15 protein-coding genes and 1 riboswitch are annotated in these 14,591 nt (G+C 64.4%); of the genes, 7 read left to right on the top strand and 8 right to left on the bottom strand.

What is annotated here, in order from left to right; all coding sequences use genetic code 11:
* Window position 1: 1 nt before the first annotated feature.
* The 4 genes from Q3Y64_RS08480 to Q3Y64_RS08465 all read left to right on the top strand — a co-directional run bounded on the left by Q3Y64_RS08480 (window position 2) and on the right by Q3Y64_RS08465 (window position 4,119).
* Window positions 2-724, top strand: a complete 723-nt coding sequence (locus tag Q3Y64_RS08480) for a 16S rRNA (uracil(1498)-N(3))-methyltransferase (RefSeq protein ID WP_101942247.1) — start codon at window positions 2-4, stop codon at window positions 722-724.
* Window positions 725-785: 61 nt separating this feature from the next.
* Entirely contained in the window at window positions 786-2,114 is a 1,329-nt protein-coding gene (gene argA, locus Q3Y64_RS08475; RefSeq protein WP_170021278.1) for an amino-acid N-acetyltransferase, read from the top strand.
* Window positions 2,115-2,125: 11 nt separating this feature from the next.
* Window positions 2,126-3,919, top strand: a complete 1,794-nt coding sequence (locus Q3Y64_RS08470) for a diguanylate cyclase (protein ID WP_101942127.1) — start codon at window positions 2,126-2,128, stop codon at window positions 3,917-3,919.
* Window positions 3,916-4,119: a DNA gyrase inhibitor YacG gene (locus tag Q3Y64_RS08465; protein ID WP_101942126.1), complete on the top strand. Its 204-nt coding sequence runs from the start codon at window positions 3,916-3,918 to the stop codon at window positions 4,117-4,119. The genes Q3Y64_RS08470 and Q3Y64_RS08465 overlap by 4 nt, the downstream gene beginning before the upstream one ends.
* Before the next feature lie 63 nt (window positions 4,120-4,182).
* On the opposite strand, the gene Q3Y64_RS08460 is transcribed toward Q3Y64_RS08465, so the two are convergent.
* The 3 genes from Q3Y64_RS08460 to Q3Y64_RS08450 are packed head-to-tail and all read right to left on the bottom strand — an operon-like array spanning window position 4,183 to window position 6,706.
* A complete protein-coding gene (locus tag Q3Y64_RS08460) occupies window positions 4,183-5,118 on the bottom strand; it encodes a Nudix family hydrolase (protein WP_303560944.1) in 936 nt (311 codons plus the stop codon).
* Window positions 5,119-5,130: 12 nt separating this feature from the next.
* Entirely contained in the window at window positions 5,131-5,829 is a 699-nt protein-coding gene (locus Q3Y64_RS08455) for a M15 family metallopeptidase (RefSeq protein ID WP_101942124.1), read from the bottom strand.
* 10 nt (window positions 5,830-5,839) lie between these two features.
* Complete coding sequence (locus Q3Y64_RS08450) at window positions 5,840-6,706, bottom strand: ATP-binding protein (protein WP_303560941.1); 867 nt, start codon at window positions 6,704-6,706, stop codon at window positions 5,840-5,842.
* 118 nt (window positions 6,707-6,824) lie between these two features.
* Here Q3Y64_RS08450 and Q3Y64_RS08445 point away from each other — a divergent pair, with 118 nt between their 5' ends.
* Both Q3Y64_RS08445 and Q3Y64_RS08440 read left to right on the top strand, forming a co-directional pair.
* On the top strand, window positions 6,825-8,048 hold the full coding sequence (locus Q3Y64_RS08445) for a murein transglycosylase A (RefSeq protein WP_303560939.1): 1,224 nt from the start codon (window positions 6,825-6,827) through the stop codon (window positions 8,046-8,048).
* Between the two features lie 204 nt (window positions 8,049-8,252).
* A complete protein-coding gene (locus tag Q3Y64_RS08440; protein WP_303560936.1) occupies window positions 8,253-8,849 on the top strand; it encodes a hypothetical protein in 597 nt (198 codons plus the stop codon).
* Here the strand turns inward: Q3Y64_RS08440 and Q3Y64_RS08435 are convergent.
* The 5 genes from Q3Y64_RS08435 to Q3Y64_RS08415 form a co-directional block, all read right to left on the bottom strand.
* The gene (locus Q3Y64_RS08435; RefSeq protein ID WP_101942120.1) at window positions 8,831-9,556 is read right to left on the bottom strand and encodes an ABC transporter ATP-binding protein; all 726 of its coding nucleotides are present in this window, start codon (window positions 9,554-9,556) and stop codon (window positions 8,831-8,833) included. The two genes, Q3Y64_RS08440 and Q3Y64_RS08435, sit on opposite strands and share 19 nt — an antisense overlap.
* Window positions 9,546-10,319 carry an ABC transporter ATP-binding protein gene (locus Q3Y64_RS08430; protein ID WP_303560934.1) on the bottom strand — a complete coding sequence of 258 codons (774 nt, stop codon included), beginning with the start codon at window positions 10,317-10,319 and terminating at the stop codon, window positions 9,546-9,548. The genes Q3Y64_RS08435 and Q3Y64_RS08430 overlap by 11 nt, the downstream gene beginning before the upstream one ends.
* Window positions 10,316-11,416, bottom strand: coding sequence for an ABC transporter ATP-binding protein (locus Q3Y64_RS08425; RefSeq protein ID WP_101942118.1), 1,101 nt, complete (start codon window positions 11,414-11,416; stop codon window positions 10,316-10,318). Before Q3Y64_RS08425 ends, Q3Y64_RS08430 begins: the two co-directional genes overlap by 4 nt.
* A 24-nt stretch (window positions 11,417-11,440) precedes the next feature.
* On the bottom strand, window positions 11,441-12,442 hold the full coding sequence (locus tag Q3Y64_RS08420) for a branched-chain amino acid ABC transporter permease (RefSeq protein ID WP_101942117.1): 1,002 nt from the start codon (window positions 12,440-12,442) through the stop codon (window positions 11,441-11,443).
* Between the two features lie 156 nt (window positions 12,443-12,598).
* Window positions 12,599-13,711 (bottom strand): branched-chain amino acid ABC transporter substrate-binding protein, encoded by a 1,113-nt coding sequence (locus Q3Y64_RS08415; protein WP_101942246.1) that lies wholly within the window; start codon window positions 13,709-13,711, stop codon window positions 12,599-12,601.
* 229 nt (window positions 13,712-13,940) lie between these two features.
* Between Q3Y64_RS08415 and bamE the strand changes: the two genes are divergently transcribed.
* Window positions 13,941-14,453: an outer membrane protein assembly factor BamE gene (gene bamE / locus Q3Y64_RS08410; RefSeq protein WP_101942116.1), complete on the top strand. Its 513-nt coding sequence runs from the start codon at window positions 13,941-13,943 to the stop codon at window positions 14,451-14,453.
* Between the two features lie 7 nt (window positions 14,454-14,460).
* Window positions 14,461-14,566, top strand: a riboswitch (S-adenosyl-L-homocysteine riboswitch).
* Window positions 14,567-14,591 lie beyond the last annotated feature (25 nt).

Raw genomic sequence — 14,591 nt, 5'->3', positions numbered from 1 at the left:
CATGCCCCCACGCTTCCATTGCCCCCTGCCACTTGCTGCCAACCAGAGTCTGCGCCTGCCCGCCGAAGTGGCGCACCATGCTCTGCGCGTGCTGCGCCTGACTTATGGCGAGCCGATCGTGGTGTTCGATGGTGCGGGCACGGAGTATCTTGGCGAGCTGATCAAACTTGATGGTGAGGCGGCCGTGCGCCTCGACAGAAAGCTGGATGTGCAGCGTGAGGCGCCATTGGCGGTAACGCTGGTACAGGCGCTGGCGGTAGCCGACAAGATGGACTGGATCGTGCAGAAAGCGGTCGAGCTCGGTGCGGTGGGCGTTCAGCCGGTGGATGCCGAGCGCTGTGTGCTGAAGCTTGCCGGCGATCGCGCTGGCAAGCGCATCGAGCATTGGCGGCAGGTGGCGGTTTCCGCCGCTGAGCAATGCGGGCGCAGTCATCTATGTGCGGTGGGTGAGCTGCAGAAACTGCCGGCCTGGCTGGCACAGCCGATGGCCGGTGAGCGCTGGATTCTGGCGCCGGAGGGCGGTACTAAGCTGTCGGTGATGCCGCGCCCGACGGAGCCAGTGAGCCTGCTGATCGGCCCCGAAGGGGGCTGGAGTGACAAGGAGCTGGCGGCTGCGCAGGCCGCTGGGTGCAAACCCGTGAGCCTCGGACCGCGCGTGCTGCGTACCGAGACGGCGGGTCTGGCGGCGCTGGCCGCGATGATGGCCCTGTGGGGCGACTATTGAGATGGACAGAATGAATCAGGAAAACCGGGTACTCAGCGCCAACCTCTCCGCCGCGGTGCGCATGGGCGATGACGAGGCGATTCGCTTCGTAGACTGGGTGCGCGGCGCCGCGCCTTACTTCCATGCCTTCCGTGGGAAGACCTTCGTGCTCGCCTTTGGCGGTGAAGTGGCGCAGGGCGAGCTGATGGAAGACTTGTGTCACGACTGCAATCTGCTGGCCGCGCTGGGCGTGCGTCTGGTGCTGGTGCATGGCGCTCGGCCGCAGATCGAGGCCGAACTGGCCCGGCGCGGGCAGGAGTCGCGTTATCACAAGGGCTTGCGCATCACCGACGAAGCCGGGCTGGAGTGCGTCAAGGCGGCGGTTGGTGTCACCCGCATCAATATCGAGGCGGCCTTGTCGCAAGGCTTGCCGAATACGCCCATGGCCGGCGCCTACATGCGTGTGACTGGCGGCAACTTCATTACCGCGCGGCCGATTGGTGTCGTTGACGGAGTCGACTATCAATATACCGGCACCGTGCGGCGTGTGATTGCCGAGGAAATCAAGGCCGATCTGGATCAGCAGAACGTGGTGCTGATTTCCAACCTCGGCGTGTCACCCTCCGGCGAAATTTTTAACCTCGTGATGGAAGAAGTCGCCGAAGCGGTGGCGATTGCCCTGCAGGCCGAAAAGCTGATCTACCTGTGCGATGCACCGGGTTTGCTGGATGAAGAAGGTCGCCTGATCGAGGCGATCACCGCCGAAGAGGCCGAGCGCAAGCTCAATGCCGGCGTCGGTCTAACCGAGGATCTGCACCTCTTCCTGCCGCGCGCCATCAAGGCTGTGCGGCGCGGCGTGGCACGTGCCCACCTGATCGATCGCGACAAGGACGGCGGGCTGCTGCTGGAGTTCTTCACCCGTCAGGGTGTGGGCACCATGGTCAGCCGTGAGCCCTTGCATCGCCTGCGCGACGCGACCATCGACGATGTGGCCACCCTGCTGCAGTTGCTCGGCCCGCTCGAAGCCGATGGCACCCTGGTACGGCGCGGCCGCGAGCTGATCGAGATGGAGATCGATCGTTTCGTGCTCGCCGAGCACGATGGTGTGGTGGTCGGTTGCGCTGCGCTGTACCCCTTCCCTGAAGATGGCATGGCCGAGATGGCCTGTCTTGCGGTGACTTCTGAATTCCGTCGCGCCGGTCTCGGTGAGCGCCTGATGCAGCACATCACCGAGCGCGCGCGCAGCGCTGGCTACAGGGAGCTCTTCGTGCTCACTACACGCACCCAGCACTGGTTCCGCGAGCGGGGCTTCCGCGAGGCCGGGCCGGAGGAGTTGCCCGAGCGCAAGCGCGATCTGTACAACTTCCAGCGTCGCTCCAAGATTTTCATCAAATCCCTGCTGCCGGGCTGAGGATCAGACGCGTGCTGCACGACCTGCGCAAGCGCCTCTTTCCGGAAGACCTTCACTATCGCCGCTGGTTGCGCATGCTGCGCATCTATGCGCTGAGCGCAGGCCTTGTCGCTGGCTCGGTGGACCTCGTGGTGGATAGCCTGGCCAATGGGGGCGTCGAAGCGACCACGCTGCTGGCGGCGAGTATCACGGCCTTGGTCACGATCCTGCTGGTGACTGGCGCTTTTCTCGCATCGCGCGAGATCGCCCAGAACAATGCCCGCCGCATGATCCGGCGGCTGGAAGACTCGGTCATTGACGGTAGCCTGCCGCATATGCCGAGCCTTGGCTGGGAACTCTTTGATCGCGGCCGCGAGGCCACGCTGCGCTTGCTGGAAGATCGTGACGAGAAGATCGCCAGTCTGCAGCGCGAGCTGGAGTTCTACCGCCCCTTGGCTGAGGACATGCCTGGCCTCGAGTTGCTCTTCGATCTGGATGGGCGCCTGGTGTGGGCCAATCCGGCGGTCCACACGCTGACCGGCTACAGTGCGGCTGAATGCCTCCAGGCCGCTGACCCGGCCTGTCTGTGGGTGTATGCCAAGGATCACGGCAGCCTGCGGGCCATGCTGACGGCTGCGCTGCAGGGCGAGCCGCGAGAGGGCCAGGAATTGCGTGTGCAGCATCGCGACGGCACGCTGCGCTGGTATGCCTGCCGCTGGTATTCACTGCGTGATGCGCAGGGCGGCATCTGCGGCATCCGCATGTCCGCTCAGGATGTGCAGGCGCGTAAGGATGCCGAGCTCAAACTGCTCGAAAACGTGGCTGCCTTGCGCCGCGCCCAGGCGCTCAAGGAGCACTACCTCAAACGCAGCAATGATGAACGCATGCGTCTGGCGGCGTTGCTGGAAATGCTCAGCGTGGGCATCCTGTTCGTCGATCACGACCACCGCGTGGTGTATGCCAATCAGCGCTGTGCGGCGATGTGGGGGCTGGGCGACCGCAACGACATGGTGGGCGTGCGCGACGAGATCGTTCTGGCCAAGACCGGGGCGCAGCGTGTCGACAACCAGGCCTACCTGCAGCACGTTGAAGAGGTCGTCAGCCAGCAGCAGGAGAACACCGTCTACGACATCTACTGCAGCGATGGCCGGGTGATCCGCGAGCGCTCGTCAGGCGTGCCCTCCGCTGAAGGCGACATGCTGATCGGACGGGTATGGATCTTCGAGGACATCACCGAAACCCTGCAGACCCAGGCGCGCCTCACCGAACTGGCCGAGCGCGATCCGCTCACCGGTCTCTATAACCGGCGCCGCTTTCATGAAGACTTGGGGCGCATGCTCGCCGAGAGCAACCGGCGCAAGGAGGCGCTGGGTTTGCTGATCTTTGACGTGGACAACTTCAAGGACATCAACGAGGCCCATGGTCATCAGAGCGGTGACCAGATGCTCTGTGCGCTGGCTACCGAGCTGCGTCAGGTGATTCGCCGCAACGAGTTGCTGTTCCGCCTCGGTGGTGACGAGTTCGCCATTCTGGTGGCCCAGCCGACCCTCGAGAGCGTCGCCTATATCGCGCGGCGAGTGGCCCAGCGCGCCGAACAACTCCGCCTCGAATTCAACGACGAAGCCTGCCAGCTCAGCATCAGTATCGGTGTCGCGCTGGCCCCATTGCACGCGCATGATGTCGACAGCCTGGTGCAGGCTGCAGATCGTGCGCTGTATCAGGCCAAGGCCGATGGCCGCAACTGCTGGCGCATGGCTTTCCGCTGGAATGGCGAAGAGCCGCATGTAGCCCGTTTCATTTCCAACGCTCCCGAGACCTTGCAGTGAGTCAGCCCTCCAGCCCCGCCAAGCCCCGTACTGTTACCTGCCCGCAATGCGGCAAACCCGCGCTGTTTGCGCCCGAAAACAAGTACCGCCCCTTCTGCACCGAGCGCTGCAAACTCATTGACACAGGCGCCTGGGCGTCGGGTGCCTATGTGGTGCCGGGGCAGGAAGAGCCGCTGTCGGATGACAGCGACAAGGACTGAGTAACGTAGCTGGCTGCTGGGTTTCATGCAGCATCGGCCAGTGGCCGCGCGCGCTCCTGCAAGTCAGCCCCACGCCCCGCGAATCATCGCCATGCCGTGCGCACCATGCGCGCGGGCGTGAGCCATGTCCGTCGGCGTAAGGCCACCAATGGCTAGCACCGGAAGAGGCAGCCCGGCACACAGTTCGGCAAAGCGCACCCAGCCCAGATCAGGCTGACCGGCGTGGCTGGGGGTCTGCTGCACATGCCCCAGTAGCGCGTAGTCCAGCCCGAGCTCGGCGGCTTTTTCCAGTTCGGCGCGGGTGTGACAGGAGGCGCCGACCCATTCAGATTCCGGTCGCGCGGTGAGCTGCATGAGCAGGCGGGCCGGCAGGTGCAGGTTTGCGCCAGGGTGAGCTGAGGCTTCGATCTCGGCAGCATTCAGGCTGCACAGGGCCCCGGCCTTGGCGCAGCGGGCTTCGACTTCCGCGATGAAGGCGGCGCGCTCGGCGGGCGGCATGTCCGGCTCGCGCACCTGTACCCATTTGAGGCCATTGGCCAGCGCCCGATCCAGCGCGGCGAGCTGGGCTTTTACGCCGACCTGCGCAGCCTGCGTCACGCCCATCACGCGCGGCAGGCGCAGGGCTTTCAGGATCGGGCCGTTGGCCGGCAGCATCGGGCCTACCTCAAGTGCATCGGCCTGTTGCCAGGCCAGCGCGCTGTGCACCTTGGCGTGTGCTTCGCCCCGCCACTGTGTGACTTCGAAGAAGTGCAGATGCACATGGGCGTGCTCATACACATGCTCGCGGGTCAGCCAGGGGTGGGCCACTTCGACCTCGATGGCGAGCTCTTCGGCGAGCTCGCGCACCAGCGCCTCACGCGGCGTTTCGCCGGCTTCGACCTTGCCGCCGGGGAATTCCCAGTAGCCTGGGTAGAAGGTGTCTGGCGCGCGCTGGCCGAGGAGGAATGAGCCGTCCGGGCGGGTGATGACGGCGGCGGCGACGTGAGTGATTTTTTTCATGATAGGGAGGAGTCAGGCCAGAGCATTGGCATTGGAGACGAGACAGACCTGGCGGGCATGAATGGCGGCCAGACGATTCAGTACGATGGATTTACCCGGGAGTTCTGCCGGGCGAATGGCTTCTTCGAGCAGCGTGAGATTCAGTGAGGCGAGCGCAGCTTGCGAGACGGGCGCGTAGGAGAGGTGCCAGGGTTCTGGATGCAGGCCGCCACGCTCGGCATCATAGGGCCGGAAAAAGCCGAAGCGGGTCATGTTCTGGTCCAGCCACTGATTCAGATAGGCAAAGATGCCGTGGGCGGCGTATTCCTCGGGCAGCAGTTGCAGGCGGTAGCCGCTGGGCAGCGCGGCCTGATCGAAGACATCGAAATCGCTACCCCAGTGGTGTCGGCTGGCGCCGGGGAGGGCAGACCATTCGAGGATCGCGCTGACGCGTCCGGCGTCGTCCAGGGTGCTGCCGTCGATCAGCTTGCCGGCCTCGTCGTACAAAGGCAGTTCGCCGCGCCACTTGCGTTGCCAGATGCCGAGCTGCGCATCGAAGCTGCGGAAGGCGCTGGCCGGGCGCAGATCGATGCGTTCGGCAGCGGCGGCCTCGCGCATGCGCAGAAACGCGAAGGCCGCTTCGGAGTGGGCGCGAAACGTCGTGCCATCGGCGAACTGGAATTCGCGGATGTGGCTGTCGCTGCGACCGGTGAGCTGAAGCGGGTCAAGCATGGGGGTGTCGTCAGGCGTTGGTGCGTCCCGCAAAATCCCGCGCAAACTGCCAGGCCACCCGGCCGGTGCGCGAGGCCCGCATCTGCGACCAGAGCAGGGCTTCGGCACGGATGCTGTCCTCCCACGCGGCAAGGCTGACGCCGAAAACTGTGAGCCAGTGACGCACGATGTCAAGGTATTCATCCTGGGTAAAGCTGTAGAAGCTCACCCAGAGGCCGAAGCGGTCTGACAGCGAGATCTTTTCCTCGACGGCTTCGCCCGGATGGATCTCGGCGTCGCCATGGCGGGCCTGCAGGTTGTCACTCATGTATTCCGGCATCAGGTGGCGGCGATTGCTGGTGGCATAGATCAGCACATTGTCCGGCACCGCCGCGAAGCTGCCGTCTAGTACGCTTTTCAAGGCCTTGTAGGCCGGCTCACCATCTTCGAAGGAGAGGTCGTCGCAGAACAGGATGAAGCGCTCTGGCCGAGCTGCGACCAGCTCGACGATGTGCGGCAGGTCGGTGAGATCCGTCTTGTCGACTTCGATCACACGCAGCCCTTGCTCGGCGTATTCCGTGAGTACGGCCCGCACCAGCGAGCTCTTGCCGGTGCCGCGTGCGCCGGTGAGCAGTACGTTGTTGGCACGGCGCCCGAGTACGAACTGGCGCGTGTTGGTGGCGACGCGTTCTTTCTGCTCGTCGATGTCGCACAGGTCGGTGAGGCGGATTCTGTGCAGGTTGTGCAGTGGCTCCAGCCAGCCCCGGCCCTGACGGGTGCGCCAGCGGTGAGCCAAGGCGTTCCAGTCCGGTGCGGGTGGGGCAGGGGGGAGCAGGGCTTCGAAGTGCGCCAGTACGTGTTCGGCGCGGAGCAGCAGGCGTTCAAGTTCGGGGCTCATGCGATTTTCCTGTTGGAGCGGCCATCGGCCGCGAACCCTGCGCGGCCGATGGCCGCTCCCACACATTGGCGTGGGCCGCCCAGTATACTTCCCGGCTTCACCAACGAGGGCGGCAAGCATGAAGCAGGCGTGGATTCTGGCAGGGCTGTTGATCGCAGGTTGTGCTTCGCAAAGCGTGCCGCTTGAGCCGGCGAGTGGCGAGAGCTGTCCGGTGTGCCCGGTGTGTCCCGAGCCGGAGAAGAAGCCTGAGCCACCGGTGAGCCAGTCAGCGCCGGCCGCGCCGGCCTTCCGAGAAGCCGCCTGGAGCGAGTTGCCGGACTGGTCGCGTGACACCTTGAGCGAAGCGTGGCCGGGCTTGCTGGCCTCGTGCCGGGCGATCCGCCAGGCCGAGGTGAAGGCCGCCTGGGCGCCCACTTGCGAAGCCGCGAAGATCTTGGGTGACAAGCCCTCCAGTGCGCAGGTGCGCAGCTTCCTTGAGGAACGTCTGCAGCCGCTGCAGATCCAGAATGCGGATGGCTCGCAGGAAGGCCTGATCACCGGCTACTACGAGCCGCTGATCCAGGGTAGCCGCTGGAAGAGTGCCAAGAATCCGGTGCCGGTACATGCGGTGCCGGAGGATTTACTGCAACTCGATCTGGCCGAGGTCTATCCGGAGACGAAGAGCTTGCGCCTGCGCGGGCGGATCGAGGGGCGCAAGGTGCTGCCTTATTGGTCGCGGGCGCAGATTGAAGCGGCCGGCGAGGCTTTCCCGGCCAAGGTGCTGCTGTGGGCGCACGACCCAGTGGAGTTTTTCTTCCTGCAGGTGCAGGGTTCGGGACAGGTGCAACTCGCCGATGGCAGCCGCGTGCGCATCGCCTATGCCGACCAGAACGGCCACCCCTACAAGTCCATTGGCCGCTGGCTGATTGACCGTGGCGAGCTGACCCTGGCGCAGGCCAGCGCGCAGGGTATCCAGAAGTGGGCGCGGGAGAATCCGCAGCGCCTGTCCGAGCTGCTGAATGCCAACCCGAGCTATGTGTTCTTCCGCGAGGAGGCAGCTAATGGTGAAGGCCCCAAGGGCTCGCTGGGCGTGCCGCTCACGGGCGGACGCGCGATTGCCGTGGATACGCGCACGGTGCCGCTTGGGGCGCCGGTCTTCCTGAGCTTTGCGATGCCCGATGGCAAGCCGGTGCGCCGCCTGATGCTGGCGCAGGATACCGGCGGCGCGATCCGTGGCCGGGTGCGGGCGGACTTCTTCTGGGGCTTCGGTGCGGAAGCCGGCGCGCAGGCCGGCAAGATGCGTCAGCAGGGCAAGATGTGGCTGCTGTGGCCCAAGGGGGCCGCCCTGCCGGTGGCGCCATGAGACGCAGGTCGGACCAAACCTGACACGGCGCGGCTGGCGCGACCGGCAGGAAACATCGCTTCCGGCTTAAACCCGTCGGGGCAGGGGGCGCCGGGATATCCGTGAAGAGGCGCTTGAGCGCTGGTTTTGCACGCGGTGCCTGCCTTGCAGGTGGCACTGCCCGTCCGAGGCAGATCATGGCGCCGGGGGCAAAGCGCGGCTTGAATGGCAGCAGGAAGCTCCTCGCTGACCATCATGATCGAACTGCTGCCCCGGATCCTGACTGTGAGTTTGTTGTGCCTGGCCCTGTGGCTGGGCTGGCGGGCGTATTGCCAGTCGCCGCTGCGCCTGCGCCAGATACGGCCCTATCGTCAGTCACGTGGCGCGCTGGTGGTGCTGACGGCGCGCGAGGGCCATCTGGCGCAGAGCATCGCGCAGGTCGAGGCGCATATCGAGGCGGCGATGGCGCTGGGTTTGCCGGTGATTACCGTACAGCAGACCGAGAGCCTGATCATGAGTGTGGTGAGTAGCCTGCTCGGCCGGCATCCGCACGGAGAGGCCAATGCCGAGGGGCATCTGCTGATGTTCACGGTGAGCAGTGAAGATGCTTTCGACAATGCGGCTTTCGAAGCCCTGCTGGTCGCCCTGCAGGTTTCCGAGCTTTACATCCTCAGTGCCAATCCGGCTTTCCCGCCCGAACCTACGGTGTGCAGCGCACGGGCACGTGGCTATGAGACGCGTACCTTGCGCCCGGCCGCTGCGTCGCAGCCCGCGCGCGCCGAGGCACGCGGGCTGGGTGGCTATCAGGCTTCGCCGAGGTAGGCGCTGCGCACAGCGGGATCGTTCAGCAGCTCGCTGCCCGAGCCGGCCAGGGTGATGCGGCCGCCATCCATCACATAGCCGCGGCTGGCAAATTCCAGCGCGAGGTTGGCGTTCTGCTCCACCAGCAGGATGCTCATGCCTTCCTTCACCACGGTCTGGATCACTTCGAAGATCTTTTCGACCACCAGCGGGGCGAGGCCCATTGAAGGTTCATCCAGCAGCAGCAGCTTGGGGCGCGAAAGCAAGGCGCGGCCGATGGCCACCATCTGCTGCTCGCCGCCCGAGAGCGTGCCGGCGACCTGGGCGAGGCGTTCCTTCACGCGCGGCAGCATGCTGTAGACGCGCTCGAGATCCTGCTCGATGGCTTCCTTGTCGTCGCGTGTGTAGGCGCCCATGCGCAGGTTCTCTTCCACCGTCAGGCGGGTGAAGATACCGCGGCCTTCCGGCACCAGGGCGAGGCCCTGGCGCAGGCGCAGGTGGGCCGGCAGCTTGCTGATGTCCTGCCCGGCGAAGCGGATCTCGCCGCTCTTGATCGGCAGGGTGCCGGAGATGGCATTCAGGGTGGTGGTCTTGCCGGCGCCGTTGGCTCCGATCAGGCACACCAGCTCGCCGGTGCTGACGTGAAAGTCGATGCCCTTCACGGCCTGGATCTGGCCGTAGGCGATCTGCACGTCCTTGAGTTCGAGGATGGTGTTGTCAGTGGGCATGGCTGCTTCCCAGATAGGCTTCGATCACTTCCGGATTCTTCTGCACTTCGGCCGGTACGTCTTCGGCGATCTTCTTGCCAAAGTTCAGCACCGCCACGCGGTCGCACAGGCCCATCACCAGCTTCACATCGTGTTCGATCAGCAGCACGGTGACGCCGTCCTGGCGGATCGTGGAGATGAGGTCGCGGAGTTGCGCGGTTTCGGTAGCGTTCATGCCGGCGGCCGGTTCGTCCAGCGCCAGCAATTGCGGTTCGGTGGCGAGTGCACGGGCGATCTCCAGGCGGCGTTGATCGCCGTAGGAGAGGTTGCGCGAGAGTGTGGTGGCGTGGCGCTCGATGCCCACGTAACGCAGCATCTCGAAGGCACGCTCGGTGATCAGGCGCTCTTCTTCGCGCATGTGACGGTTCTGGGTGAGGATGCCCCACAGGCTCGAATCCGAGCGCAGGTGGTGGCCGGCCATCACGTTTTCCAGGGCGGTCATTTCGCGGAACAAACGGATGTTCTGGAAGGTGCGGGCGATGCCGCGCGCCACCACTTCATGCGGCTTGCCGGTGGGCAGCTCGCTGCCGGCGAAGATGAACTCGCCGCCATTAGGCGTGTAGGCACCGGTGAGCACGTTGAAGAAGGTGGTCTTGCCGGCGCCATTGGGGCCAATCAGGCCGTACACCTCACCCTTGCGGATGGTCAGCGAGACATCCGACAGCGCGGTGAGGCCACCGAAACGCTTGCCGATGTTCTGGGCTTCAAGAAGGGTGATGCTCATTCAGTGATCCTCCCGGCGCCGGCGAGTTCTGGTCGTGAGTAGCGGGCATGGGCTGGCAGCAGGCCGGCCGGGCGCAGCAACATCATGAAAATCATGGCCAGCGAGAGCAGCAGCATGCGCAGCACTTCCGGATCCAGGATCACATGGCCGAACAGGGCTTGTTGTACCGGCAGGGCCACGCTGCGCAGGAGCTCGGGCAGCAGCGAGAGGGCGATGGCGCCGAGGATCACGCCGCCGAGGTTGCCCATGCCGCCGAAGACCACCATGGTCAGGATGGCGATGGACTCCATCAGCGAGAAGGATTCCGGTGACACGAAGCCCTGGAAGCTGCCGAACAGGCCGCCGGCCACGCCGCCGAAGGTGGCGCCCATCGAGAAGGCTAGCAGCTTCATGTTGCGTACATTGATGCCGATGGCCTTGGCAGCCAGCTCGTCGTCACGAATCGCAGCCCAGGCACGCCCCACGCGCGACAGTTGCAGGCGCCGGATCACGATCACCGAGCCCACCACGCAGAGCAGGAACACGTAATAGAACAGCACCAGCGAGTTGATCTTGAAGTCATCCGTGATCTGGATGTGGCGCGAGATGTCCCAGCCGAACAGGCTCAGGGAATCGAGCATGTTCACGCCCTGTGGCCCGTTGGTGATGTTGATCGGGTGGTTCAGGTTGTTCATGAAGATGCGCACGATCTCGCCGAAGCCCAGCGTGACGATGGCGAGATAGTCGCCCCGTAGCCGCAGTACCGGCGCACCGAGGATCAGGCCAGCGAGGGCCGCGAAACCGGCTCCGGCCGGTAGCACGATCCAGAACGGCAGGTGCAGGCCAAAGTGTGGCGAGGCCAGGAAGGCCCAGGTGTAGGCGCCCACGGCGTAGAAGGCGATGTAGCCCAGATCGAGCAGACCAGCAAAGCCCACCACCAGGTTCAGGCCCAGCGCCAGCATCACGTAGAGCAGGGCGAAGTCGAGGATGCGCACCCAGGTATTGCCCGCCGACAAGGCGATCATGGGGGCAATCAGCATCAGCGCCAGCACCACGCCGCGTGCAGCACGCGGGTTGCGGCTGCCGAGCCAGGGAACTGCTTCAGCAAGTTCGTACATAAGAAGGTTCCGTAAAGAATGGGGTCAGGCGCGATCGGATACGCGCTCACCGAGCAGGCCGGTGGGGCGGAAGATCAGCACGATGCCGAGAATCACGAAGGCGAAGATGTCCTGGTAGTTCGAGGACAGCAGCTCGAAGCTGCCACCATTGGCGCAGGTCTCGATCAGCGAGGCGCTTTGCGCCCAGCTTGGCAAGTTGCACAGATCGGTAGCTGAGCCGAGGTAGCCGGCACCGATGGATTCCACCAGGCCCAGCACCACACCGCCGACCATCGCGCCGCCGAGGTTGCCGATGCCACCCAGCACCGCAGCGGTGAAGGCCTTCAGACCCGGCGTGAAGCCCATCGCGTAATGCGCCACACCGTAGTTGGACGAGAACATCACGCCGGCTACGGCCGCCAGGGCTGAACCGATGATGAAGGTGGTGGCGATGATCTTGTTGGTATCCACGCCCATCAGGCTGGCCACGCGGTGATTCTCTGCGGTGGCACGCATGGCGCGGCCGAGCCGGGTCTTGTTCACCAGCAGGATCAGGCCGGTCATCAGCAGAGCAGAGCTGACCAGGATGATGATCTGCACGGGCGTAATGAACACGCCTTCCACCGGCTGTAGCGGAGTGGTCGTGATCAGCTGCGGGAAGCTGTGGTAGTTGCGCCCCCAGATGATCATTGCCAGCGTCTGCAGCAGGAAGGACACGCCGATCGCGGTGATCAGCGGCGCCAGGCGTGGTGCGTTGCGCAGACGCCGGTAGGCGGTGCGTTCGATGATGTAGCCGAGTGCCATGCACACCGCCATCGCCACCGTGAGGGCGATCAGCAGGGTGGGAACAGCCCCAAGCAGGGGAAAGGCTTTTTGCAGGAAGAGTACAACCTGCAGGGCAACCAGGGCACCGACCATGAGCACGTCACCGTGCGCGAAATTGATCAGGCCGAGGATGCCGTAGACCATGGTGTAGCCGAGGGCGACGAGCGCATACACGCTGCCTACCACGAGGCCATTGACGATTTGCTGGAGCAGGGTTTCCATGATCCGGGCGTAAGTCGAAAGTTATAGACAAGGCATGGGATTTGCCGTACGGCTGCGCATTGTCCGGAGTTCGAACAATGTGTCAATGCGCTGCGACAAGAGTTTGCGCCTAAGAAAACGGGGCGCCGCCGGCGCCCCGTTCGTGTGTGGTCAGGCTTACTTCAGCGCGACCCAGTTGCCAGCCTTGTACTGGTACATGGTGATGGCGCCGAACTTGGTGTCACCCTTTTCATCGAAGGCCACTTCGCCGGTCACACCCTTGAACTGCACCTTCTTGAGGGCCGCCAGGTACTTGGAAGGCTCGGCCGAGTTGGCGGCCTTCATGCCTTCGATGAGTGCTGCGGCAGCATCGTAGGAATACGGTGCGTAGATCTGCACGTCGGCACCGAAGCGCTTCTTGAAGCGATCCTTGAAGGTCTTGTCGGCGATCTGATCCAGCGGCAGACCGGCCTGGGTGCAGAAGGCTGCTTCAGACATGGCGTCACCCGCCAGCTTGATGAACTCGGGCGTGCAGCCGCCGTCGCCTGTGACGAATTTGGCCGGGATGCCCAGTGCCTTGACTTGCTTGAGCATCGGGCCGCCTTGGGCATCCATGCCGGTGTAGACGATCACGTCCGGCTTCTGGGCCTTGATCTTGGTGAGAATGGCCATGAAGTCAGTGGCCTGGTTGTTGGTGAATTCACGCGAAGTCACTTTGCCGCCAGCCGCTTTCACGCCCTTTTCCACTTCGTCGGCGAGGCCCTGGCCGTAGGCGGTGCGGTCGTCGATGATGGCCACGGTCTTGCCGAGCTTGCTGGCCGCGTACTTGCCGATCACGCTGCCTTGCTGGGCATCGTTGGCCATGGTGCGGAAGATGTTCGCGAAGCCTTGTTGGGTCAGCGTCACATTGGTCGCCGAGGGCGAAATCATCGGGATTCCGGACTGGTTGTAAATGCGCGAAGCGGGAATCGTGGTGCCCGAATTCAGGTGGCCGACCACACCCTTAACGCCAGCATCCACCAGGCGCTGGGCCACGATGTTGCCGGTCTTCGGATCGGCGGCGTCATCTTCACCGACCAATTCGAACTTCACCTTCTTGCCGCCGATCGTGATGCCCTTGGTGTTGTACTCCTCGACCGCGAGGCGGGCGCCATTTTCGTTGTCCTTGCCAAGGTGGGCGATGTTGCCGGTGAGCGGGCCGACGTGGCCGATCTTCACGACGACTTCCTGAGCCTGTGCAAGGCCACTGGTGGTGCCAAGTACTGCAAGTGCAATCAAGGTCTTCTTCATTTCGAACATTCTCCAGAGTGGATGATGAGTTCAGGGGCCGCTGGCTTGTCTCCGACCGGGGCGGTATGTCCCGGAGGCATGTTACACAAATAAGCGAGCGGGCAAGCCCACGCGGGGCCAGACTGCTGCGTATGCAAGAAGCGCACCCACGCCGCAGGGGAATACGAGAATTGGCGCTGACTGGCGTGCCAACTAGGCTGCTTGGGTAGCCCTGCGGGATAAGCCGTCGATGTTCAAATCCACCCTTCTGCTGTTGCTTGCCAGCCTGCTGGCTGCCTGTATTGGCAGCTCCAGTGTGGAGCCGGGCAAGACGACCTTGCCGCAACTGCTTGAGCAGCTCGGACAGCCCAGCATGGTGTGGTCTGAGCGGGATGGCAGCCTGCAGATGGAGTTCGCCCGGGTGACGCAGGGCGGGGGCAATTTCATGGCCCGTTTGGCTCCCAGCGGGGTGCTCTTGAGCCTGCAGCAGGTGCTGACCGAAGCCAGCGTGGATGCCCTGCGACAGGGCATGAGCCGCGACGAGGTGCGACGCCAGATGGGGCGGCCGGCGCGCACCGAACATGTTGCCGGAGGGGAGGTCTGGCACTGGCCGCTGGATGTGCGGCGCCCCGCAAACTGGCAGGTTGATGCCCACTTTGGTGCAGAGGGTATTCTTCAGGAGGTAAGGCGCAGCCGGATTCGCCTCGAGCGGCCTGCTCCCGAAGCCCGGCTGGCTGGTCAGCCCGAGCGTTCGCCCTTATAATTCAGTCCCTTCCGAGGAGCGCTGCGAGACTGCCGGGTTTTCCCCCGCAATCCCAGGCTCGGAACCTGCCGCCTCTCTTTGGCGCAGGCCAGATTCAACGGCGCTCACCGCTTCGTGCAGAACTCGTGCGGATTGCCG

Origin of the sequence: Uliginosibacterium sp. 31-12 (assembly GCF_030548425.1) — a bacterium.
Lineage (GTDB): Bacteria > Pseudomonadota > Gammaproteobacteria > Burkholderiales > Rhodocyclaceae > Uliginosibacterium > Uliginosibacterium aquaticum.
Note: the sequence above shows the minus strand (reverse complement) of the source record. Positions and strands in the feature narration are given on the sequence as shown.

Bases quoted from the DNA above. Each gene is read 5' to 3' on its own strand.
- Q3Y64_RS08480 (WP_101942247.1), top strand. From the start codon at position 2: ATGCCCCCACGCTTCCATTGCCCCCTGCCACTTGCTGCCAACCAGAGT.
- argA (WP_170021278.1), top strand. From the start codon at position 786: ATGGGCGATGACGAGGCGATTCGCTTCGTAGACTGGGTGCGCGGCGCC.
- Q3Y64_RS08460 (WP_303560944.1), bottom strand. From the start codon at position 5,118: ATGAAAAAAATCACTCACGTCGCCGCCGCCGTCATCACCCGCCCGGAC.
- Q3Y64_RS08455 (WP_101942124.1), bottom strand. From the start codon at position 5,829: ATGCTTGACCCGCTTCAGCTCACCGGTCGCAGCGACAGCCACATCCGC.
- Q3Y64_RS08450 (WP_303560941.1), bottom strand. From the start codon at position 6,706: ATGAGCCCCGAACTTGAACGCCTGCTGCTCCGCGCCGAACACGTACTG.
- Q3Y64_RS08445 (WP_303560939.1), top strand. From the start codon at position 6,825: ATGAAGCAGGCGTGGATTCTGGCAGGGCTGTTGATCGCAGGTTGTGCT.
- Q3Y64_RS08440 (WP_303560936.1), top strand. From the start codon at position 8,253: ATGGCAGCAGGAAGCTCCTCGCTGACCATCATGATCGAACTGCTGCCC.
- Q3Y64_RS08435 (WP_101942120.1), bottom strand. From the start codon at position 9,556: ATGCCCACTGACAACACCATCCTCGAACTCAAGGACGTGCAGATCGCC.
- Q3Y64_RS08430 (WP_303560934.1), bottom strand. From the start codon at position 10,319: ATGAGCATCACCCTTCTTGAAGCCCAGAACATCGGCAAGCGTTTCGGT.
- Q3Y64_RS08425 (WP_101942118.1), bottom strand. From the start codon at position 11,416: ATGTACGAACTTGCTGAAGCAGTTCCCTGGCTCGGCAGCCGCAACCCG.
- Q3Y64_RS08420 (WP_101942117.1), bottom strand. From the start codon at position 12,442: ATGGAAACCCTGCTCCAGCAAATCGTCAATGGCCTCGTGGTAGGCAGC.
- Q3Y64_RS08415 (WP_101942246.1), bottom strand. From the start codon at position 13,711: ATGAAGAAGACCTTGATTGCACTTGCAGTACTTGGCACCACCAGTGGC.
- bamE (WP_101942116.1), top strand. From the start codon at position 13,941: ATGTTCAAATCCACCCTTCTGCTGTTGCTTGCCAGCCTGCTGGCTGCC.